The organism is Thalassotalea eurytherma, from assembly GCF_030161415.1.
Classification (GTDB): domain Bacteria; phylum Pseudomonadota; class Gammaproteobacteria; order Enterobacterales; family Alteromonadaceae; genus Thalassotalea_G; species Thalassotalea_G eurytherma.
Window position 1 is genome coordinate 98,551 of the sequence record NZ_BSSU01000007.1, and the last position, 24,164, is coordinate 122,714.

The 24,164-nt window shown below is 36.6% G+C and carries 19 protein-coding genes; 5 read left to right on the plus strand and 14 right to left on the minus strand.

All coding sequences use genetic code 11. The features are described 5' to 3' along the window. The first annotated feature begins 34 nt into the window (after positions 1–34). The 5 genes from QQK02_RS07905 (at position 35) to QQK02_RS07925 (ending at position 6,457) form a co-directional block, all read left to right on the plus strand. Positions 35–1,204, plus strand: coding sequence for a glycosyltransferase family 4 protein (locus QQK02_RS07905; protein WP_284207448.1), 1,170 nt, complete (start codon positions 35–37; stop codon positions 1,202–1,204). Further along, positions 1,204–2,652 (plus strand): oligosaccharide flippase family protein, encoded by a 1,449-nt coding sequence (locus tag QQK02_RS07910; protein ID WP_284207451.1) that lies wholly within the window; start codon positions 1,204–1,206, stop codon positions 2,650–2,652. The genes QQK02_RS07905 and QQK02_RS07910 overlap by 1 nt, the downstream gene beginning before the upstream one ends. A 98-nt stretch (positions 2,653–2,750) precedes the next feature. Further along, positions 2,751–3,889 (plus strand): IS3 family transposase gene (locus QQK02_RS07915; RefSeq protein ID WP_284207452.1). Its coding sequence is split into 2 segments (ribosomal slippage): positions 2,751–3,009 and positions 3,009–3,889, totalling 1,140 coding nucleotides; the frame shifts between segments, so codons are not numbered across the junction. A 334-nt stretch (positions 3,890–4,223) separates the two neighbouring features. Next, positions 4,224–5,648, plus strand: coding sequence for a hypothetical protein (locus QQK02_RS07920; RefSeq protein WP_284207453.1), 1,425 nt, complete (start codon positions 4,224–4,226; stop codon positions 5,646–5,648). A 2-nt stretch (positions 5,649–5,650) separates the two neighbouring features. After that, entirely contained in the window at positions 5,651–6,457 is an 807-nt protein-coding gene (locus QQK02_RS07925) for a sulfotransferase family protein (protein ID WP_284207455.1), read from the plus strand. On the opposite strand, the gene QQK02_RS07930 is transcribed toward QQK02_RS07925, so the two are convergent. The 14 genes from QQK02_RS07930 to QQK02_RS07995 form a co-directional block, all read right to left on the minus strand. Next, positions 6,425–7,246 carry a hypothetical protein gene (locus QQK02_RS07930; protein WP_284207456.1) on the minus strand — a complete coding sequence of 274 codons (822 nt, stop codon included), beginning with the start codon at positions 7,244–7,246 and terminating at the stop codon, positions 6,425–6,427. The genes QQK02_RS07925 and QQK02_RS07930 overlap by 33 nt on opposite strands. After that, a complete protein-coding gene (locus QQK02_RS07935; RefSeq protein ID WP_284207457.1) occupies positions 7,236–8,570 on the minus strand; it encodes an O-antigen ligase family protein in 1,335 nt (444 codons plus the stop codon). Before QQK02_RS07935 ends, QQK02_RS07930 begins: the two co-directional genes overlap by 11 nt. Position 8,571: 1 nt before the next feature. Continuing rightward, a complete protein-coding gene (locus QQK02_RS07940; protein ID WP_284207560.1) occupies positions 8,572–9,429 on the minus strand; it encodes a sulfotransferase family protein in 858 nt (285 codons plus the stop codon). A gap of 10 nt (positions 9,430–9,439) precedes the next feature. Further along, positions 9,440–10,891, minus strand: a complete 1,452-nt coding sequence (locus QQK02_RS07945) for an oligosaccharide flippase family protein (RefSeq protein ID WP_284207458.1) — start codon at positions 10,889–10,891, stop codon at positions 9,440–9,442. 61 nt (positions 10,892–10,952) lie between these two features. Next, positions 10,953–11,732: a sulfotransferase domain-containing protein gene (locus tag QQK02_RS07950; protein WP_284207459.1), complete on the minus strand. Its 780-nt coding sequence runs from the start codon at positions 11,730–11,732 to the stop codon at positions 10,953–10,955. Further along, a complete protein-coding gene (locus QQK02_RS07955; RefSeq protein ID WP_284207460.1) occupies positions 11,719–12,768 on the minus strand; it encodes a sulfotransferase domain-containing protein in 1,050 nt (349 codons plus the stop codon). The genes QQK02_RS07950 and QQK02_RS07955 overlap by 14 nt, the downstream gene beginning before the upstream one ends. Further along, entirely contained in the window at positions 12,762–13,874 is a 1,113-nt protein-coding gene (locus QQK02_RS07960; RefSeq protein ID WP_284207461.1) for a glycosyltransferase, read from the minus strand. The genes QQK02_RS07955 and QQK02_RS07960 overlap by 7 nt, the downstream gene beginning before the upstream one ends. 173 nt (positions 13,875–14,047) lie before the next feature. Beyond that, positions 14,048–15,379 (minus strand): hypothetical protein, encoded by a 1,332-nt coding sequence (locus QQK02_RS07965; protein WP_284207462.1) that lies wholly within the window; start codon positions 15,377–15,379, stop codon positions 14,048–14,050. Positions 15,380–15,434: 55 nt separating this feature from the next. After that, positions 15,435–17,540: an asparagine synthase (glutamine-hydrolyzing) gene (gene asnB / locus QQK02_RS07970; RefSeq protein ID WP_284207463.1), complete on the minus strand. Its 2,106-nt coding sequence runs from the start codon at positions 17,538–17,540 to the stop codon at positions 15,435–15,437. A gap of 2 nt (positions 17,541–17,542) precedes the next feature. Further along, entirely contained in the window at positions 17,543–18,577 is a 1,035-nt protein-coding gene (locus QQK02_RS07975) for a FemAB family XrtA/PEP-CTERM system-associated protein (protein ID WP_284207464.1), read from the minus strand. Between the two features lies 1 nt (position 18,578). After that, positions 18,579–19,562 (minus strand): polysaccharide deacetylase family protein, encoded by a 984-nt coding sequence (locus QQK02_RS07980; RefSeq protein WP_284207465.1) that lies wholly within the window; start codon positions 19,560–19,562, stop codon positions 18,579–18,581. Continuing rightward, positions 19,562–20,680, minus strand: coding sequence for a glycosyltransferase (locus tag QQK02_RS07985; RefSeq protein WP_284207466.1), 1,119 nt, complete (start codon positions 20,678–20,680; stop codon positions 19,562–19,564). The genes QQK02_RS07980 and QQK02_RS07985 overlap by 1 nt, the downstream gene beginning before the upstream one ends. Continuing rightward, a complete protein-coding gene (locus tag QQK02_RS07990) occupies positions 20,680–21,690 on the minus strand; it encodes a glycosyltransferase (RefSeq protein WP_407705026.1) in 1,011 nt (336 codons plus the stop codon). Before QQK02_RS07990 ends, QQK02_RS07985 begins: the two co-directional genes overlap by 1 nt. Further along, positions 21,636–24,116 carry a hypothetical protein gene (locus QQK02_RS07995; RefSeq protein WP_284207467.1) on the minus strand — a complete coding sequence of 827 codons (2,481 nt, stop codon included), beginning with the start codon at positions 24,114–24,116 and terminating at the stop codon, positions 21,636–21,638. Before QQK02_RS07995 ends, QQK02_RS07990 begins: the two co-directional genes overlap by 55 nt. Between the last annotated feature and the right edge of the window lie 48 nt (positions 24,117–24,164).

Here is a 24,164-nt window from a genome sequence, read left to right on the forward strand (position 1 = left end):
TCTTATATCCCTTTTATTTGCAGTGTAATTCGCAATGTCTTCTATTATAAAAGAAAAAACATTAGTACTAACAGAAAACTTCCCCCCTATATCAGGAGGCAGTGGGCGTTGGTTTTGGGAGCTTTATTCAAGATTACCAAAAGAAGAATATTTGATTGTAGCTGATAACATTGAAGGCGCTGCTGAATTTGATAGCACCCATGATGTTTCCATTATCAGAATCCCATTAAAATCTGCAGAATGGGGCATTAAAAGCTTTCAAGGGTTAAAATTTTATTTCAACACGATAAAAAAGCTTAGAAAGATAATTAAAGAACATAACATCACTAAAATTCACACAGGGCGTGTCATTCACGAAGGGGTTACAGCTTGGTTATTAAGCTTATTTACCAATGTAAAATTCATAACTTATGTTCATGGTGAAGATGTAGAAACAGCAGCAACAAGTGGCGAACACAACTTAATGGTAAAACAGGTCTGTAAACATGCAGAAACCATTATATGTAACAGCCTGAACTCTGCCGATATTGTCAAAAGGCTTGGATATGCCACAGATGAAAAAGTTAAAGTATTACACCCAGGGGTAGATGCTTCGAGGTTTGTTCCTGCGGAAACTGACGATAAGTTTAAGCAAGAAATGGCGTGGACTAATAAAAAAGTGATCATCACAGTAGGTCGACTGCAGCAACGCAAAGGTCAAGATATGATGCTCAAAGCTATGCCTGATATTTTAAAATCACATCCCGATGCTTTATATGCGGTTATTGGTAGAGGAGAATGTAAAGAGCAGTTGACTCAATTAGTAGACGAGTTGAACCTAAAAGATAATGTTCAGTTACTAGACGAGATTACTGATCAGCAAATGATTCAATGCTATCAGCAATGTGATTTATTTATTCTTCCTAACCGAACAATAGGTAATGACATCGAAGGTTTTGGCATGGTACTAGTTGAAGCACAAGCTTGCGGAAAGCCTGTTATTGCTGGTGATTCTGGTGGCACAAAAGAGACAATGGTAGTCAATGAAAGCGGATACATACTTGACTGCACGAATAACGCAGTTATAGCTAATAAAATCAATCAATACCTTGAATACCCTGAGCAGTTAAAAAAAATGGGCTTAGTTGGCCGCTCACATGTTGAAAATGAACTCGATTGGGTGGCTCATGTGGAAAAGGCGAAACAGATATTCTCAAATAACTAATGAGCGCTAAACTAATTAATAGTGCGCTTTTGTCATCAGGAGCGCAATTTCTTAATAAACTCCTAGGGTTAATTAGTACTTTAATTTTAGCGCGAATCCTTACACCTGAAGATTTTGCGCTAATTGCTCTTGTATCAATCACATTATATTTTTTTGATGTCTTATCTAACGCAGGAAGTGAGCAGTATTTAATACAAAAGACTCGTGTTACATTCAATGATTTAAACACAGCTTGGAGCCTAGATGTGCTTATTAAAAGCATTATCTTTATATTGGTCGTCATTTTCGCTCATCCCATTGCGATGTTTATGGAGCAACCTGAAATATCCCTAGCAATAATTGTAGCGTCAAGCGTATTAATTATACAGGCGTGTAAACCACCTCAATTAATATTATTAAAACGACAATTAAATTACGCTTTATTGTTTAAACTCTCGCTATTGCAAAAAATTACTTCGTTTATGGTGGTAATCCCCTCCGCTCTATATCTCAAGAATTTTTGGGCATTTATTATTGCAGATATTGTTGCAACCGCTATTTATGTTGGTATGGCATACATGGTGATAGGAAAACGACCTAAATTCAGGTTTACCGAAGTGAAAAATCAATGGTTATTTTCTAAGTGGTTGCTGGCAAAAAGTGTATTGGGCTATATGAGATCACAAGTAGATACAATAATAGTTTCTAAACACTTTTCCTCGACGATACTTGGTAATTATCATATTGCTCGTGATATCTCTATGATGCCGGGGCATTATTTATTAGCTCCAGCAATCGAACCATTATTAGCTTCTTTCAGCCAGTTAAAAACAAAAACCAAAAAATTTTTTCAACATTTTTGCAATGTAACTTTGGTAATTTCATTACTTAGTGGTCCAATTGCTGTTTTTATACTATTTAATGCTGACTTAATTATCACCGTTTTATTAGGAAAACAATGGCTAATAGCACAAGGAATTTTACAAGTGTTTGCCTTTTTATTTCTTTATTGGGTTTATTGGTTATTAGTAGAGCAAGCACTGGTTGGGCAAGGTAAAGTAAAATTGCTCTTTTGGTTTGATTTTATATCGCTAGCTTTAACAATATTTTGTCTGCTAGTGCTATTATCTCAACGTCAGCAAATTGTTGAAGTTGCTGTTTTACGTGTTGTTACAGGTATTTTCTTAACTTTTTTTGCTCTTATGTATTTGCTAAAAAACCAAGTCACAGAGTTGTTAAAAGTTATCGCATTCATTAGTTGGCCATTATTAGTTAGTTTGATGGTCGCTTTAATTTTACAGGAATTACCATTATTGGATAATGCTGTTGCGGACTTGCTGCTCAAAGGAGCAAGCTATTTCACTTTATTGGGAGGTTTATTTTTTTTGTTATTGGCCTGCTTGAAACATATTTCAGTAGAACATAAGTTAGTTTATGAGTTCATAAAAATGAAGTTAAGATTACCTTGAATCGACCAGAATAACCTAGACATTTTTTGGGTTCATATGGACTGCCCAGAGTCTCCTAGACAAATTTAGCCTATTCTTTTTGCATAGGAGAGATAGTTATGAGCGGACAAAGATATACCCCAGAATTTAAAGAAGAAGCAGTCAAACTGATCATTGAACGAGGTTGCTCAGTAACCGATGTTTCAAAACGATTAGGGGTTTCTCAGCATAGTATTTATAAATGGATTAAAGCGGTACAACCTCCGGTAAGTCATAAAGAAGAATTAGAACTTATCGAAGCAAAGAAGGAAATCCTTCGACTTAAAGGGCAACTCAAGCAGACTGAAGAAGAACGAGATATTTTAAAAAAGGCCGCAAGGTACTTTGCAAGCCAGCCCGAGTAAAGTATCTGTTCATTCTCGAGCACAGCAATGAATTCAAGATAATGACGATGTGTCGTGTATTGAAGATTGCTCGAGCGGGCTATTACGCGTGGCTCTATGAACCCGAGTCTCAGAGAACGAAGGAAGATAAAAGGCTGCTACTGCTCATTCGTTCTTCTTACGATGCAAGTTACGGAATTTATGGTTATCGCCGTATAACTCTCGATTTAAGAGAGTTAGGTGAATGTTGCAGCCAAAACCGAGTTCATCGGATTATGAAAGCCAATGGCATTGCCGCTGTTAGAGGTTATAAACGGCACAAAAGCTACCGCTATGGTCGACCCTCCATTGCCATGCCAAACCACTTAAATAGAGAGTTTACAGTTGCCGCGCCTGATAAAGCCTGGGTCACGGATATTACCTATATCCGTACCTGGCAAGGCTGGCTTTATTTGGCGATTGTACTCGACCTGTATTCACGAAAAGTGGTCGGATGGTCGATGAAATCAACCCTGGCTAAAGATATCGTATTAGACGCGCTGTTAATGGCTGTTTGGCGTCGTAGACCACATTCGTCTGTGATCATACACTCAGATCAAGGCTCACAGTACAGCAGTGGAGACTGGCAAAAGTTCTGTCAACGGCACAATTTAACACCCAGCATGAGTCGTCGTGGCAACTGCTGGGATAATGCCGTTGCCGAATCTTTTTTCAGCAGTTTAAAGAAGGAAAGAGTTAAAAAAAGAATCTACAAAACACGTGAAATGGCCCGTGCCGACGTGTTTGATTATATCGAAATGTTCTACAATCGAATAAGGCGTCATACTCACCTCGGCGGTGTGAGCCCTGAGGTGTTTGAGGCAGCCTCAAAATAAGGCTATTGAGTGTCAGGAATTCTCTGGGCAGTCCACTCCGCTATTTGAAAAAACCGTTTTGTCGTTTTGCTTTACTATACATTTTCCATATTTATCTTAAACACGTTTATTATTTCTTTAGTTAAAACGTGTCATGTGTTACAACATTTTGAAAGTAAATATTTAGTTTATGGTATCTCTAAATTCATTTTAGTAATGATATCTAGCTGCCTTTAAGTGCCTGCTTTTTCTCAATTGTGTAATTCAGCAACTAATTTTGTTAAATTGAAGCTTCTTCGGATAAACCTAACCTACGTTTGGTGAAGGCTAACAAATCAAAAGAGAGTGTCATTTGGTGTCTTATAAATTAGTTTTATTTTCATTATGTATTATATCTAGTATCTACTTTTTCGTTGGTGTCGGGGATCAAAATGAGATAAAGAAAAAGCAAGAGAAATCGACTGTAATTGAATCAAAAGGGGAAAATAGTTCAGAAAATTCAAAGGCACTCAATCACAGAAAAGATAAAGTTTTACTCAAAGGTAAATATTTGGAACTAGTTGGTGGCTTTGAAATCCCACGAGTTGCGATTGGTAATAAGCATACTAAAGCTTTTTATTTTGATTTATTGCCAAATAGTAACCGGTGGGTTTCGGGGCATGAAAAAAAACATTTGGTGTTTTATCAAGAGCCCGTAGGTTTCTATTCAAAAGATCCAGCTGATTGGCCTGCACTAGAGGTTATTCGTACTGTTCCTGTTATGGAACAAAGTAAAAAGATATCCCCAACAGGCGTGTTATGGCTTGACGAATTTAATGTGTTGGCGTCAGGTAGAAAACATTATCGTAGTGGTTATGAAAAAAATTGGTTAATTAATTACAATCTAACAACTGGCAAAGAAACCCGCTTTGATATTGATTCAGCAAATGACGAAAGTTACAAACCTTTTCAGATTTTACAGGCTTTAGGTGGCGGATTTATTCGATTGCATGATGACGAACTTAAAAGCAAGCTTGCTGACGGTAATGGTTTTCTATTAGGTCGAGGTGGATACGACACCTTAGGGTCACCTTTGGGGCCAGCTATAGGAGCATGGGATAAAAAGTCTTCAAGTGTTGAATTCCTACTCCATTATCCTCGAGAATTTCCGGCAACACGTGATTCGTATTATTTCTTTCCAAATAAAGATCCAAAGACTTACAGCAAAGCACGACTTCCAATTTGGAAGTTTCCAAATAAAGAGCATGGTTATTGGATTGCAGGTGATGTTGGTGGCATCACGCAAATTAATCACCCACAAGTAAAAGGTATCTTAGTAACAAAAAATCAAGCGCGTGGATTGATGGATTACCGAGCACAAGGGGATAGCGGCTCAGGACGATTTTTTCTTGTAGCCAATCCGATGGAGTTTTATGGAGCTCAGGGAAAAGGTAATCGAGGTAATCATCGACAAGAAACATTAAATCAAAATTATGCAGAAGGAACTTATGGCAGGCTAGGTTTAGTGATTGCCCCTCAGCAGCTAGTTGAGGTTAAGCAGGGAGTTCGTAAAGTACATGACGTTACTTTTAGTGAATTTGAGTGGCCTCAAATGCATATACCATGGGTTGAATCAGCTCGCGTTCCTACTTTTTTAAGCTCAGTGACTTGGGATGATGCTCGCCAATTACTATGGTTGTCAGTAGGCACGAGAAAAAAACGGTATTTAGTTGCATATAAGATCGTAGTTGATGAGAATAGACCTAGTGAGAGAAAAAATTTACCCTTATATATAGAATAATTATGAATTGTCCTAATTTTATTGTTATCGGTGCACAGCGTGCAGGTACTACTTGGCTACATTTATGTTTAAATGAGCATCCCGAAATCTTTCTGCCGGAAGAAAAAGAGATTCATTTTTTTGATTTACACTACGAAAAAGGTTTGCATTGGTATTTTGAACATTTTAAAGGTGAAGATAAGGTTTTAAATGGCGAGATCACGCCAAATTATTACCAATACCCTGAAGCCTTGGCAAGAATGAAACAAAATGTGCCAGATGCCAAAATTATTTTTATTTTAAGAGAACCAAAATCGAGGGCGATAAGCCAATTTGATTTATTTAAGCAAGATAACTTCAAAAATTTTACTTTTGCGCAAGCCATAGAGAAACATCCTGTTATTATTGATTTAAGCCTGCAAGGACTTCATTTACAGCGCCTATATGAACACTTTGAACACGATCAAGTTTTGGTGTTACTGTATGATGAACTAGCCAATAACCCACGTAAACTATTGCATAAGGTGACTAAATTTTTAGGTATTAGCAGCCAGTTTACCCCCTCACTGCTACATAAAAAAATGAATAAAGTCGTATTCCCTAAAACTCAGGCGTTTATTCGGAAAATAGGTCTGAGTTGGCTTATTGAGTTGGCCAAAAAGTCACGTTATTCAGAAAGGGTAAAAAAACTAGGTGAACGTAAACCAGTTAATAATAACTCATTTAAGATTGATGATGATGTTCAACAATGTTTTCTAAAAGATATAGAATTGATCGAACAATTAACCGGAAAGAATTTATCGCACTGGAAGCTTAAAGTGTCTTCTTAATTTAAATAAGCTATAGAGTAATAAGATAATCGGCAGTGGCCATTTTAACCAGTAAGTCACTTTTTCAAAATAGTACTTTTTGGTAATAAAGTGTTTTACGCTTTGCCAATTTTTGTACTGTAAACCGTATTTTTCAACTAAGTTTTTGATTTCTTTTTCACTATAGCCTTTATCTTCATAGAAAGGTCTTATTATATTGGGCGATTGGTTTATTTCTTTAATTGAATACGGTAATACTACGCCAAAATCTGGGTCATAAGTATAATTAGATTTAGTGCCGATTGTTTCAACAATGACGTGACCAGGGAATGTTACAATTTGATTCTGAATATTATTTTTACTAAGTAGTTGCGACATTATCATTGAAGCATCACCGCAAATACCAATACCACGGTAAAGGCTTCTATCATAATCTGCAAAATGATAACGCTTATATTCAGGTATTGTTGAAAACTTACCCATTAAATATAAAAAGTAATTTTCCCATATAGGAATTAACTGATTAAATTTAGTGGCGTCGTATTGTAGCCAATGGATATGAGCAAGGCGTTTAGATATAACGTGCGTTACCCTCTCGCTATAACTTATTAAATTGTCTTCACTCTCCCACACCAATAATGGAATAGCTTCTTGATAGGTATAATTTACGTCATCGTGAAAACGTAAATTTTCTTCTTGAATATTAGTTGGTTCGATACTCATAAAAATACCAACAATATTTACTGATAGCAATAATATTGCTAGTGAAAATATAACGATATAAAAGCTAATACTTATTTTAGGTGACATCTTTCGGCCTATTGGTTGACTGGTTATCTTCTCTAGAAGCAGACCTGACGACATATATATTATATACCGCGGCAGCAAACATTATTAACCAATATAAAATTTCAGCACGCATTCTATTTAGAAAAGTCATGGTTATGATGAAAGTCAGAAATCCTCCTTGTATAGCGACCACTTTATAATATTCATCAATTTTATTTTGTCTTTTTAATTGTGTCCTGCATTGACTAAGACATCGCCATGCACTAAAAAGCATTAATAGAAATAATGCCAAGCCTAAATAGCCAACCTCTGTTAACACTTCAAACCAAGTTGAATGAACACTTCTACTTTTTTTAGTAATACTGTTTGTGTCTGGCATATATAGTGGAGCGTAGTAGTTGAAAGTTCTATACCCTTCTCCTAATGGGTAATCTTTCGCCATTTCCCACGCCGCAACCCAGTATAATGTCCTTGTTGCACCAGTCTCCCGTTCGTCTTTAGCTTCAATTTGCTCACTAATACCTTTAATTCGAGAGATAAAATCATCATCAGCTAGGTAAATACCACCACTTAAACCAAGTACGACAATTAACATAGCAATTTTCTTTTGGTGTGCTTTCTTAAATGAAGATGACAACATAAAAAAGAGGTAAAAACTAACGCCTACAAGCACACCTAAAAACGCACCGCGACTATTTATTAAAATAATAGCATTAGCAATAAATATACCCGCAATGGCAAATAATGCTTTTTGAAAAAGCGACTTTTTAACCCACATGTAGTGCAGTGTTAAAACTAATGTAGGGGCTATTGCTGCAGCCAAGCCATTAGCATCAGGTGAATCAACTAGTCCGACCCCTTCTACACGGTTGCCAGAGTTCCTGCCAACTTGGAAAACGTAAAAACTGACATACCAAGCACCAAAAATAAAACCATATAACATTTTATTAATGTCTTCATGCGAGCACACCATTTTATAAACAATTGCCATTATGATGATAGATTTCAGATAAAAAGTTGCAAACTCAGCATGGTATTCTGGAAATACAGCATAAAAATAAGTAACCCAATATAAAGCCACTAGTATAATTGCCCAGCGCAACGGTGGCGCTTTGAGGATCTTATTTTCTTTATATTTTTTATAGTTAATCAAGAAAAGTGAAAAGATAACTAAGACAATGAAAAACGAGTAGCTTAGATCTGGCACTTGTTGTCCCCACCACCTCGTTGCAGGGTTAAAAAAGTACACAGCTTGATAGACACAAAATGCGACAATAGCGGCATTACGGTAACTATATATAACCCCACCAATAAGGACACTATAAAAAATTAAAATGCTAATCATATTAGTTCTTCAATCTTTGCCATTTGTTTTTTAGCCAAACTCGTTTAAGTTGGTATTGTATTTGAAATTCACCTAATACTTTTTGATGAATTTTGTACCATAATACGCAAAGTTTATTGGGTTTAATGGTAGTTCCGTATAATTGGTAATCACAAGCAAGCATCTCTTGTTCTGTAACGTAATCAATGATACCTATTTGTTGTGTATTTAAACCTTTTTTCCATTTATCTGAATATGATTTGTCAGGTTTTTTATTAGTGTTTATATTAGATTTATTGGCTTTATATTTTGCAGATTGTTTGTAATATTCCGTAATAGAGTCATCGTAACTACAGCCAATAAATCCACATACTTTTTTCATTATTGTTTCGAGATCCGAAACAAGATCTTCATAACGAATAATCAATACTTTATCAGGGTGCTCGACAGCAAATTTACGCTGTAATGCTACCTCGCTGCGCCATCGCAATGCACCAGTATACGCATTAGTCCCCAGCCCCCACTTATTTTCTATATATGAACGGACTACGGCACGGGGGTCTCGTAGAATAATAATAAATTTGGCATCATCAATGAATAGTTGAAGTTTATCTAGGTGCTCTGTTAGTTGAGGGTCTTTCACTCCCCAGTGGGTTTTATTTTCTTGCTTCATTAAATCGATAATATTGTGCTGATGACGCTTTTGTATTTCTAGGTCAATCGCATGGCAAATAGATGATTTATCATGGTTCGCAAATACATTATCGACACTAATTTCATTTTGAATAAATAACGCGGGGTGTGCTGATAAAATTCTTGTCAGCAAAGTGGTGCCGGAACGTTGAGTCCCTAAAATAAATAAATTTGGTATAGATTTCATTGTATTCAAGTTACTTATTCCCTAGCTTCGCCGTTATTTTTTTAAAGAGTAACCGGCATTCATCAAATAATGGAGATTTGAATAGTTTCAAACTTAGTAACCATAATGGTATTAAAACTATCATGAGAGATATTAACACTAACAAAGGGTTTGTACTTTCAAAAGGAAGATAGAGGCTAACTATGTAACACCCTAAGGCACAAATTGTAGAAATAGCAATGATTTTTAACAATGAAATAGCTAACTTTAACAAAGCGATGTTCAGTATTTTCCATAACATCAAAGAGGTTAAAAGGTAATCTACAATGCCAATCAAAGCTAAAAGCTTTGCTACATAAATTAGACCTTGTTGAAAGCCGAAAAATACCGCAATAGTGGTAATGCTTAAAATTGTTAATTCTTTTAGAAAAAGTAATTTTTCAAAACCTTGAGTAATGAATAAACTCGGTGAGAAAATGTGGAAATTTCTGAATATTGCCCAAAAGACTAAATACTGAATAAAAGTAACTGCTTCTAGCCATTGCTCTCCAAATACTAATAATATGAGAGAATAGCTCGCTAGTCCACAAACTAATAAACAAGGCACCAACATGCTTGCCATGATTTCTTGCACTTTGATGTAAGCATTTTCAACGTTGCCTGCTTGGCGCTTTTCTTTAGCTAAATAAGGAGTAACAACCGGGCGAATGCCCTTGGTCAGTATTCCAGTAGTAAATTCTAAAAATCCGGTACCACGGGAAAACTGAGAAACTTGTGACAAAGACCCTTGTTTACCAATAATGAGATCGATAACACTGATAGACATACGTCGACAAAGGTTAGTAAAGGTGACAAATATACCAAATGACAATAAATCTGTTCTTTTAGAAAAGCGGGGTTTTAGGGAATATTTACCATTGTAGAGCTTGAGTATTAATAATAATTCTAAAACATGGGCGCATAAAATTGCGACAACCATAGAGAAATAACTGAAACCTAATAAAATTAGAGCCAAGGTTATAATAAAGTTAAGTAGTGGCGGCAATATGTTTACAAAAAATAAAGATTTAAATTCAAAGTTACGAAACATTAAAGCCTTTGCAGTACCAATAATCGGGGTAAAGAAAAAAGTAAGGGATAATAAGCGCAATAAATTATCGATATTTTCATGCTGATAAAACTGTTCGACAAAGAATGAAAAGGCAACCAACAATAAAGCTAAGCTCCAGCAGATAAGGCCATTCAAGCCTAAAACTTGTTGCACATCTAACTCGGTTAATTTTTCCTTTCGAACGAGATAACCTCCAAGTCCAAATGATTTTAATTCATTAGCAAAAAAGACAATTGCCGTCGTAATCACATAGACACCAATTTCTTCGGGCGTCAATAAACGAGCAACAGTCACTACAATGGCAAAACCAATCATAGTAGCAATATATTGGCTAGAGGCTGAATATAACGTGGATTGTCTGATATTACTCAAAGCTTTATTTCCGTGATATTTATAGATGAAATAATATTATTGCTCTAAGAGTAAAATAGCCTTAAAGCTCATAACCATGAGATTGTATTATGTCGCCATATTTTGTATGGAAATACTCGGTTATTTCATCTGAAAAATGCTTTTTCCATTGATTACTTTCAGGGTCACGCATGTGTGTGGCGAGATGGCCTTTTGCTTTTTTAGCAACAGAGGCTGAATATTTCTTCGCAAAGTGCTCGCCAATTTTAGTCGCTAACCAACCTAATTGGTAAAACTCAAAGACTTCTTGGAATGTCGCCAGCTCATTACCGAGCATTTCTTCATAACGAATGAGCTTAATATTTGGATTATCAACGGGCCAATAGCGCATTGATTCAAAATGAAATTTCCTGAATTCTATCTCAGCCATTAAACCTTGTTCAAAATCTAAGCGATTGAGTAGTTGTGCGTAACTTTCACCTGCTTTCATTTGGCTAGGAATATTACCATTAACAACTTGCCAATCTTGCTCACTTGGATCAACAACTTCACACCAAGGCTCAGCGGCTTTTTTATGATAAAAATAGCCAGAAATAATCATATCTCTAGGATCTCGAATAAAACGTGTAACGCGATAGTTGTCTCCTAGCGATGTTAAATCGATAGCATGATTATTAACGGAAGTGAGTTGGTAGTGTTGCCTTTTATCGTAGAAGTCAGCCAACACACTGTTAAAATGAACATAACCACTTGATTTAAATGGGCTTTTATTATAAATCCCTTTAAAAACTCGAGCAAAATATTTAGTCAAACATTTATGGTATGAGCAATGTACTAATATTGGTGGTTTACTTTGTATCATTATTTGTCCCGTGATTCAGCTTGGCTATTTTCAAAAAAGTACTCAGTACTAACTCACATTCCTTTTCTAGTGGCTCGAACCATTGAAAGTCAGCATAGCCCTGCCATTTGTTTTTTTCTGATGGGTTGATAACGTTACAAGCTTTGGTAAATTGTGATGCTGGCAAATCTAACAATTTGGCCATCTTTGCGAGGTTATTTTGTGGGTTTTCAGCCATGTTTTCATAACTAATTGAAAGATTCGCGTGAGCTAAACCATGTAAATAAGATAACTTCCATAAATAATAAAAGCGTTGGTAAGGATGTGGTGTTTGTTTTAAACATAAAAATGGATAAAACTTTTTCAAGTCTTCACACCAGCTATCAAGATAAAAACTATCACAATATGTTGTTAGGACATCATCTTTATTCATCAACTGTTTATCAGTTAGAAAAGAGCACCATTGATCTCTTGGGTTACGATAAAGGTGTATTATTTTTGCATTAGGAAAGTTTTTTCTTAACCAAGGTAGTCTAAAGTCAATACGGTTAAATTGAAGCACAGGTCTTCCTTCAGCACTTTCAATTAGCTTCTCAATATACTGCTTCATTTTAGGATGCCACGAGTCTTCGCTTAGTAGTAAATCTTTTCTAATCCAATATTCCTCGAAGTATTGCTTTAGTTCACATAAACCTTCATATTCATCCCAGTAGGTTTCCACTCCTTTATGTGTTCCATCTACACCGCTTCCTCTCATATTAGAATCAAACCATTGCCTTTCATTAAATGGTTCATAATAAGCAGTAACATTTTCCATTTGTCTAAAAAAATTCCAAAATACTGTAGAACCAGAGCGAAACCTACTTGTTATAAAAATAATATCATCTCGATCACAAGTATTTTTTTCCACTGGAGTATAGTCGTAATATGGGTTTTTTAAATTCTCAATAGCATCTACATTAACAACATTTCTACGTATAGTTTTTGTTAAAGTCTCTTGGACATTTTCATGCTCTAAAAACTTATTGAATACTGAAATCAAATGTTTTTTTAACATTTAACACCTTTATAATGGGTTGAGTATTGATTAACCATTTTTGTGGTTTGGAAACGATTATTGAAAATTTTCAAACAACTATCGTTCCAATGTTTTTTATTAAAAGTATCTAATAACTTAAGTATATTGTGTGCAAACTCACCCGTTTCATCATTTAAAGACACAAACCCATTAAACTTATCTTCGATGACTTCAGGGTTGCCACCCGCATCAGTCACTGCACAAGGTGTTCCTAATGACATAGCTTCTAACAGAGTCATCGAAGTTCCTTCACTTAACGATGAAAGTAAAAAAATGTCCATCAAGGCTATATGGTTGACCGGTTTAGCGATGTAGCCCGTAAAGATAACTTTCTCGTTAATTGCTAGCTTTTCAACGAGCTTTAAGAGTTTTTCTTTTTCTTCACCGTCACCAACTATGAGCAGGTATGTATTAGGGTGTTCTCTAAGCACCATATCAAACGCTTCAATCATCATTGTTTGGTTTTTAATAGGATCAAGCCTTGCAACGGTACCTAGTATTTGGGCTCCTTTAGGAATATTTAATTCGTCACGAAGTTCTTCAATCTTTTTTTCATCTGCAACCAAAGGTTTGATGCCGTTATAAATAACTTGAATTTTATCTTCAGGAATAAACTCATAATCAACTAATGCTTGCTTGGTTGCTTTTGAAATCGCAGTTATATGGTCGGTTAGCCCAACTAGAATCGGGTTGATGAATTTCCGTTTCCAACTTGATGAATCAGGGTAAAACCGGCCATGTTCAGTAAAGATTACTTTTGCGGTTGTGAAAGCCGAAGCCAAAGCACCGTATACCCATGGCGTGTATTGGTGACAATGTAAAATATCAACGTTTTGAGATCTTATGTACTTTCTAATATCTTTGATCACTTTTATGTCAAAGCCACCAGTCCAATTAAGATGAGAAACCTTGTAGCCCTCATCAATTAACTGCTGACCAAATGGACCTATACTTGGCTCGATGCACAAAATTTCCACATCGAAGTTATCTTTATCTAAACCTTCTACTAGGTTTTTAATTACTGTTTCGGTGCCACCTATTCGCATATCGTAAGTGAGGTGTAAAAGCTTTATTCTTTTTGTCATAACTATTGCCGCATCTCTTGAAGTTTATTACCGTAGACTATTCTGGTAGTGTGGTGCTGCTAATAAACATCCAGTTACGCCTAGAATATATTGACCGATAAACCAGCTTTCAAAGAGCTTAGCTATATATTTCTTTTTTTTCATCGGCTTCATGGTGATCATTTTTAAACCTGTCATTGATTAAAATAAGCCAATGTATCTTCATGCACTTGTGCTGGCGGCACATCCTCCAACAATTGTTGTTTACCACCCGGTTTCTTAAACCAATAAATGCCTCTCGGGTTATGGCCACCAGCTTTGGTTTCATTCATTTTATAAAAGTGCTGTTGGAATGTGTAGCGTTGCTCACCTGAGCTAAATTCTGCTTCGGCCTTAACCTCTTTAGTACAACGGCATTGAACATGAACTACATTTTCTTTGACACTAACTAAAAAGAGTTTATTGGTTCCAACGTGGAAATATTCATTGCTATCTAATTCGAAGCTATTTAAATGAGCTTCTATTTCTTTAGCTTGCTCAGGGGAATTAGCATGTAAATGAAATTGCTCTGCCATGACTGCACGGTATTTAACATCTGAAGGAATATCAAAGGTATCGTAGAAGGCTTTTTCACTATTAATATGATAATAGAAGCGCTCACTTTCAGTATAGGGTTCTTGGCTTAAAGCCGTAACAAAAATAATAGCAGTATCATCACCCACAAGGTTTAAAAACTCACCCAATAATTTATCGGTGTTTTTATAGGCAAGTAAAATCGCATCGGCTTTATCGGCATCGATATCAGCAGAGGTTAATCCAAAAGCTTGAGGGTCAAAATCTCGCCAATAGTGATGCTGGTAATGTGCGACCGCATTGGAAAAAAAAGTACAGTATTGTGGTTGCTCTTTGCGGAAATAATGTTTAAAGATATCAAACTGCACCCAATCTAACATCATCGCTCGTTTCCATGAGAGCTCAGCTTTAAATTTTTCACTTATGACCTGCTTGGTTAATTTACAGAAAGTAGAAAGTGATACACCTTGTTTTAATATGCTTTTAAGAAAAGCTTTTGATGAAACATTTGCTGCTTGTGAGTGCCCTTGAACCGATTGACTTACAAAATTATAAAAGGTATTCATTTCACCACTAGGGAATGGGGCAACATCTTGTGTCCAAGGATCTGGTAAAAATCGACCTGAAAATTTTTCAGAATAAGAAGCGTTCATACTGCCACAAACCCAGCTTTTTATTCCTTGTTTTGTTAGTTCATCCCAAGTGAAAGTACCTTTATATTTTTTAATTTCATTCAGACGATAAATGCCATGCTCATCTCTGTTCTTACCAGTATGGACATCTACCCATTGAATCCAAGGATTTAGATCATCACCTGTGGCATCGGTAATGGTTTCCCTTAATTCACTCTGTTGTTTTAATTTAGCAAAATTCGGCAACTGTCCTTGTTGAATGAATCTATCCACTAAATCTGGGCATAATTCATTAAATTCTAGAGTTAATAGTTTTTTCATTGTATCAGTCCTAATCGAATATTTGGCTTTTACTGGGTTTGTCACTAGGTTTGTGTTAATTTCCGTATTCATCCCACCACATTTGAAACATAAGCATGCTCCATAATAAGCTAGCGTGATCGTATTTGCCCGACTGATGCTCTTGCCAAAGCTGATTAATGCTATCTCTTCTAAAATAATTTATCAGACCATCGGTGCTAGCAATTAACTTTTCTTGCGCTATGTCTTTTATTTCACCTCGAAGCCATTGTGCTAATGGCACAGAAAAGCCCATTTTTTTCCGGTATAAAATATCATTAGGAAGCATGGGTTTAAAAAGCTCTTTTAAGATGTGTTTTTTCTCACCTTTAGGGTTTTCTTCATTTACCTTAAACTTGCTGCTTGAAGCGATGCTTGCAGATTTTTCAACTACCGTATAATCAAGAATTGGCGCTCTCACCTCTAACGAATTTGCCATACTCATTCGGTCAACTTTTACCAAAATCCCGCCCGGTAGGTAGGTTTTCATATCTGTATAAAGGATTTTAGATAGGTGGTCTTTACCATCCGCTTTTTGATACTTATCTATTGTTACTTTCGACGGATGATAATCGCCTAATTCAGCTGAAACATTCTCTTTTACGATAAAGCTCCACTCATCATCAGTCATAAATGAATTAGAAATATAAAAGCCCATTGCAGCATCTACACTCAGTGTATTCAACAACGATTTAGCTTTTTTAAATGGGGCTGCATTAATACTGCCAGCCAATTGCGCGCCGATTGGAAATAGCGATTTGCGCATCCAGTTAGGGAATTTGTCTCGTAACTTGTTTTCCAAGTAATCTACCGAATACTTTTCATAGCCGGCAAACACTTCATCGCCACCATCGCCTGCAACAGCTACCGTTACCTTTTGTCGCGCTAATTCGGATACAAAGTATGTCGGTACTAAAGATGGGTCAGCAAATGGCTCGTCAAAAAATTTAACAATGTGCTTTAAGTTGTCTTTTACATTTTGATGAACAGTAAATTCATGATGATCGGTTTGATATTTGTCGGCGACGATTTGTGCGAATTCAGTTTCGTTGAATTGTTCATTGTCGAAGCCTATTGAGCACGTTGTTATTTTATGTGGTTCGTTTTGGGGATTCTGACCTTCGTCAGAATGACTCTGTGTATTATGGGTATCACAGGCTTGGTTTTGACGGTCTTCGTTATTGCCGTTTAGATTCCCGCCTTCGCGGGAATGACAATTAGGGACGCCGGAATTATGATTGAGATTCCCATTTTCATGGGAGTGACACCCCAGGGTGTTGGAATGATTGGCCTGTTCGCTTTCATTTGCCACTTGTGACATTAAAGCAACTACGCCACTAGAGTCTACACCGCCGCTTAAAAACGCGCCTAATGGCACATCTGACACCATTCGGTTTTTAGTGCATTGTTTAAGTAACGCTGTTAGTTCATCAATGTTCTGTTCTTCGGTTAAATCATTTACGTTTGCAAATGAAACATCCCAATACTGCCATGTTTTTACTTCTTCTCTAGTCACTGTCATACAATGACCAGGCTCTAGTTTATAAACGTTCTCAAAAATGGTTTTAGGATCAGGGATGTATTGATAGGCAAAAAAATCGTAAACTGCATCCGTTCGAATATTTTTAGGAAAAGCATTAATAGCCATTAATGATTTAAGCTCTGAAGCGAAGTAAACATCACCTTCATTTTGATAATAATAAAGTGGCTTTTTACCTAAGCGATCTCTTGCAATAAATAAGGTTTGTTCTTGAATATCCCATAAAGCAAATGCAAACATGCCATTTAAATAATCAACACATTGCTCACCATGCTCTGCAAATAAGGCAAGAATAACTTCAGTATCGGTATGAGTATTAAAGGTATAACCTTTGTTAATTAAGGCTTCTCTATGTTCTTGGAAATTATATATTTCACCGTTAAAGGCAATTACGTAGCGTTTATCAGAAGAAAACATTGGCTGCACACCGGCTTCTGATAAATCAATGATCGCTAAACGTCTATGGCATAAACCAATATTTTCATCATAATAAACATTACCTGCATCTGGGCCACGATGAATTATCGCTTCACCCATTTTTTCAAGTGATGCTTTTGTCGCAGGCTCGGCGTTAAATGTTGTATATCCAGCTATTCCACACATAATTAAAGGCTTATATATTTCCTTAAAGAACTTCCCATGCCAGTTGCTACGCCAACAGGTAATTTACACCAAAGCTTTTCAATTAAAGGGCGTAATCTGTTATTGCCAACGCCAGCACTTTCAATTACGGGTTTTCCTTGGTAAAAATCATACCAATCTAACCCTTGAGGCTGAGCCCCCCATTGCGCTTTAAATTTGTATGTACCTTCACCAGGCGTTGAGCGACCAAAATCAAATGAAGTAATGCCATTATCTGAGGCATAACTTAATAATGTCCAATACAACAACATGTTAGGCGCTAGCTTGTTATAGTCACCATTAGTTGAAGCCCAAGGAATAACACAAGCTTGGTTATTAACAAGAATTAAACCTGCCCCTATCACTTCACCTTTAAAGTAAACATTGGCAATCACCGCGTTTTCTTTATAGTTTTCAACAATTGATTGAAACCATTGAAAGCTATGTGCGGGAGAGCCTAAATCACGCATATTTTTACAATAAACTTGGTAAAAACCATCTAAATGAGCTTTATCGTTTCCTGTAGAAGCTGTTAGGCCATTTTTAGTCGCTTTTCTAATTTGGCTACGTAATTTGGACTTAAAGCTTTGCATTAATTCTTCAGAAGAAGATGGTAAAGGCAATACCATACGCACTTTTTGCAATGTCGAAGGCTCTCTATCACGTGCAGCATGGGTACGATATTCTATTTTAGCAATTGACTTTTCAGCACCTAATTTAAAAGCTTCAGCTAAAAGTTGTTGCTTAATTTCATCAGAGTCGGCCAGCACACCACCTAAGTCACAATAGGGTAATGATGATAACTTACCCGCCATAAATGGTTTTTTAATATAAGCCAATGGAAAAACGCCAACCGTTTTACCATTTTCGATTGCCATTAGTCGATATACCGAAAATTTATAAGCTTGTTCCACCGTAGCTAACCAAGCCCATTGATGGTATGCCGATGCATTAGCATTATTACTCACGTATTCATCCCATGAGTTATGGTTACTGCTAGATGCAAAAATTACTTCCATATTATGCCCTCCCCGTTGTCATCGATGCTTTAACTTGCGACAAGGTACAAAACTCAACATCTGCTACAGAAGTTAAATACTGCACAACGTGTTGAATACGCTTACAAATAAGTTCACGGGCATGGGGCTCATTATTTAGCCCGGTAACTCGTTCAATTAAACTCGAGCTATGAAGGTACATATGAAAAACACTATGGTTATTCTTTAATTTTGACTTGACTAAACGAACCATGTCGTTTTCAGAACATAATTCCGGGCTTAAATAGAGTTTTCTAAGTATAAGTGTATGCCACAGCAGGCCATTTATTCTTAGCCAATTAAAAGGTGGCTTCTCGCATAATTTATGGAGTTTTTGTGCTAAAGATGTTGATGAGCGATTAAAGCCACAGGTTACAGGTATTTCAAAAATATCACGTTGTTCCCCTGCCTCATTGGTGTTTTGAAAATCAGGCCAATAAGGTACTCGAGAGGCATTTTCACAGGTAAAATGGTCGTTAACGTAGAGCGGATAAATACTAGTATCTACATCAATACCTTGGTCAATCAGTAATTTAAGCACATCACCATTTATTCCCCAGCGCCCAGTTCTAAATGATTTTGGCTCTACGCCAATGTTTGCTTCAATTTTTTCTATCAGCTGGTTTAGCTTTTGCTTGGTTTGTTCAACAGATAAATTAATAACGTGGGAAGTAAAATCACTGGTTTCATTGAAAAATGGTGGATTAGCCCATGGATGTAAATGCGCACCAATTTCACAGTTATCGCTACCAAATGACTTTAGTACCTGTGAAGCGTATTCGTCATTGGCTACAGGGTAGTCAACTAAATAAGTAGGTTTGATTTGTAGCTCTTGGCAAAAGTTTTGAAAAGCAGGTAGCTCCTTTGTATTGTCTACACAAAAGTTATCATTAGGAAATGGTCCTGACCAATCCCATTCTTCTTCTGTGTCTACACTTAAAACAAAGAAAACCTTTGGCTTATCCATTAGCTAACAAGCTCCTGAAACAGCTCTGCATATTCATTAGCCATACGTTGGGCTGAATAATGCTGATTAACATAGTCCCGCGCATTGTCAGCTAGTCGCTGTGCTTCTTCTTCATTAAACAATATGGTTTCCCAATATTGCGTAAGTAATTGCTTATTACCTAATGGCGCAAGCAAACCTGATTGTTCATGTGTAATAAGCTGATCAATGCCTGGTATGTTATAAGCGGCGACTGGAATTCCCATTGCAGTAGCTTCCATCAAGCATCGCGGAATACCTTCTAAAGAAGAGGTCATGGCAAATAAATCAAATGACTGCAAGAGCTCTAATCGGTCATCTCTAAAACCCAAAAAATGAATATCGGCATTAGATGAAAGTTTACTGGCGTAAACCTCTAATTCGGCTCTTTGTTCGCCATCGCCAAGTAAGCTTAATTTAAGGTTGCCATGCTTTTGTTGCAACTCATCAAAAATATCGAGCAAGTCGAAAATATTTTTACGGCTAATCATTTGGCCTACAAAACCAATATGCTTAACTTTTGTATCTTTATTTAAAGGCTTTAAACGTTGCTCATCAACTTCTGATAAGTCTACACCATTTTGAATATAAACAAGCTTAGGCTCTTTAATACCGTATGGTTTTACGTCGGTACAAAGCTGTGGAGACAAAGGTACAACTTTGTCTGCAAAACGCATAGCCTGGCAACCCAACCATATAAAGCTACGTAATTTTATATCTTTTGCATTTTCAAAACCGTGCGGCGTAACAACTACTTTTACCCCTGCCTTTTTTGCAGCAAGTATTCCTAAAATATCTGATTTGTAACCGTGAGTATGAACAACATCTATAGCGTGTTCTTTAATTAAGCGAGCAAGCTTACCAACGACAGATAAATCAAAAGGGTTACTCATTGGTACTTCGTGAGTTACGCCACCTAGTTGCTTAAAGTGCTTAACCAGCTCTAAATCTTGAGAGTTTTCTTCTAAGGTAATGGCAAGTTCGCTTGTGAACTTGTCTGAATCTAGGTGTTTACTTAACGCTAATACCCAGCGCTCGGCACCATAAAAACCGGTAGAACAAATAAACTGCAGTACTTTAATTTTCTTATTATTAGCCATTATTTGTATGCTTCCTTGACGCTAATAGTGCGTATCACTCCCAAAAATGTGCCTTTTGCTCTAGCAGGAAAATAAACCAAATAAAACTTCAACACCTCGATAAAAGGGATACTGCCTTTTGCCAATGAATGAAGCCTAAAGGTATAGGCTAGAACCGGAAGTAAAAATATTGTTAATCCAAATAGCGATAATAAACTGTTATGTATTAACAATCCAATAGCAAATAATAAAACACCAAACATAACTGCGGGCGGTATGAGAAAACTCGGCACTTCTCGTAATGGAATGTTGCGACCTTTGATGGATTGAAGATTCGACTGCCCTCGCCAAACCTCTTTTTGAAACATTGGTTTAAGTTCTTTATCTTCACCTAAATGAACATAATTGGCTTTAGAAGAGTAATACAATGTTCCTAATTGGTTTACCTGATCAGTAAAATAATAATCTTCACACGTTACTAAATGCGCAGGAAACCCGCCAACCGCATCAAATGTATTGCGTGATAAAAACAAGTTTCTCCCTGGTAAAAAAGATACATTTTGGTCTAATTCTGCATTACTTAATACCGTTCTAATTTGCTCTAAATAAGGAGGAGCCTCACCGTTTATTTGCATTGCAGAAACCAGCTTTCTCTCCTTGTTCTCCTCTAATAACTCAAGCATGGTCGATAACCAATTATTCGATAACTTCACATCAGCATCTAAGAAGGCTAAATACTCGCCCGAGGATTGCTGAGCGCCTAAATTGCGTAACTCAGATATGGTTAGGTTGTTATCTGCGAGCAATGTGGTGAATGACAATTGATTAAAATGCTCAGCACAGTCAAGCGATTCATTTTGGCTAACTACAATCACCTCAATTGAAGCAAGGTCAAACGATTGAGATTGGATTGACTCAATCGTTTGCACCAACATTTCTTCTCGCCCTTTATGAGGGATAATAAATGATACCAACATTAATTGAGTCGCTCCGCGAGTTTCTTGAATTTGGCGTTTCTTGTTGCTAGCCACTGAACTTCTTTCTTCAATGATGTTTTTGCTAGCGTAGCAAGAAAAGTCGCTACATGGTTATTTGAACTTGATGCATACAAATACTTTTGTTTACTATGCTCAATATTCATTGCTTTATTTAAATTTTTATTCAAAAAATAACGAGATCGAGCGCCAACATTTTGCATTAGCAACACTAATATTCGGGTGTAAGTATTTGTTGGTTCGTTTTTTAACTCATTATGAACATAATGATAAAAGTATTCTGCTTTTTCAAAGAGCTTTAGACTTACGTCGTTATCCATGCAAAGCTCACTCGCCGTATATAAAATATTTGCTTTTCTCAAGTCTTGGGCAACCCAGGTATGATTTGGGTATTCAAGCTTTTCTGGGGTATTTAAATAAGGCTGTTCATTCTCAAGCATCCACTGCGCAAAATGAGCTAATAACGAATCACTATAGGCAAATGATTCATCAAATTGGCCAATTGAGCGTTTAATTTCTAAATACCTAATAACCGCTTGTAGATAAACGGTATAAAACCATGATGCCTCTATGTTGTCTAATTCTCTCAGTGATAGGTCTTCACTCGGTGACGCTGTATTTTTAATGACAAGGCTCGCTTTATCTAAATAACTTTGAGCGCCTGTGAGTTCGTAACTATCAAGCAATGCAACAATGAAGTGGCCTGTACCTCTATCTAACGGGTATTGCCCAGTTAGCTTGTTTTTATATCCTGGCAATGCCTTGTTTTTAATAGAAATCAGCAATTCGCCAACGGTCCCTGTACCATCATAAAAATTGCCAATCCAATCAGTTAATTTAATGACTGATTGTTTTGACGTTTCATCACCCGTTAAAAAGTAATGAAGCATTAAGCCTGATGTATAGCAGTGCTGCCCACCAGGGCCACCGCCTCCAGCATGATCTTCATAAACATCACTTTGCTGAAGCTTTGAGTATGTTCTGTGTGAACTTGTTTTTGCAGGCACGTAATGGTCTGTATGCCAAAACAAACCATTATTGTATTCGGGCTTATCTAATTCTGTTTGGTATATATCAATATCTTTTACATGCTGAGTAAGATCGTTGGCTAATTCAAGCCACTGTTTGTTTCCAGTAAGCAGGTATTGTTTTAAAAAACCAAGCAACGGATCATACTGGTTATTATAATGAGAAATCATTTCATCATTCCCATCAAACTCTGCTGCTTCATGATCGGCGAATAGTTCTCCAAAATTGCGCCAACCATATTCATCTATCACTTCTCGCTTAGCAAAAAAGTTATCCTCACCATTTAAGCCTAATTTAATAATGTTTTGTAATTCTTGATCATGCTCAGATCCGAGGTTTTGAATGACTGCCGAGTTGATTAAGTATGACTGGCATACAGCAATTTCAGTTTTCTTGGCATTAGGTGCTGCTTGACAAGGTGTCAAATCAAAATGAATGACATGCGTTTTTTTCTCACCCGGTTGAAGCTCATGCAGACCATGCTCACTTTTAGGAAACAAGCCAATCGTTAATCGTTCGTTATTTAATTCGAGTTTCTTTGGGAAGTTCTGCCAGAATTGCTCTACGCGCACTGCTAAAGGGTTAGCATTATGCTTTGCTGACAACGTAGGTTCTGCTCTTAGGCCATCAATGCTGTCAATCGCGTTTAATTTGTACCCTCTAAATGGCAATACGTTTTCATTTTGTGAATTAACATGACTATCTGATTGCCAGTTGTCACCGCCACTACTTGCTTGATACAAACTAAAGTCACCGGTAAGTGTTTTATCAGGCAGGTCGTTTAACGTTAATTTTGAATCTGTAATATTTTCTAAATTAAGGCTGAGCTCAGAAAATAGCACCGAGTTTTCGTTACCTAAATCCCATTTTCCTTGATGATGAACCATAGGCTTTGGGTTGTGGATTACAAACTCAACTTTGACTATGTTTTCAATAAAATTAATAAAGAAACGACAAACGAAATTTAAAAAGTTACCACTGCTACTATCTAGTTTACCTGAGTACTCAGCTTCAGCGATAAAAGATGTCTGTTTTGTAGTTAATGAAGTGACTACCGCATCCCAATGAACTAAATCACTGTCACAGAAAAATGGCGTAAATGGTATCTCATGACACATTAAGGTTGTCTTAGAAAAGCTAAACAGCCTGTTATCGAGTGAAAAAGTTACTTCTTGCGCAGTTTCTCTTTTTTCTACCTTTGGCAAAATACAATTATTCGAATGAAATTCTGGTGCGCTTTTAATAAATGCACGTTTAATATCTGCATTTTGGGGTAAAATGAAATTACATCTTACCCACTTTAATGACCCATTAGGCCAAACAGATAGCGGTAAAAATTCACTTGAATATAATTGCCCCTGAGGATCTATTACGGCATAGTTAGATAAATCAAATACTTCCCCATTTTGAATCGGGAAAGAAAAAGTTATCAATTGATCTTTCGAGCGAGTATTTCCATGCTCGTTTATTTTTATAGGGAC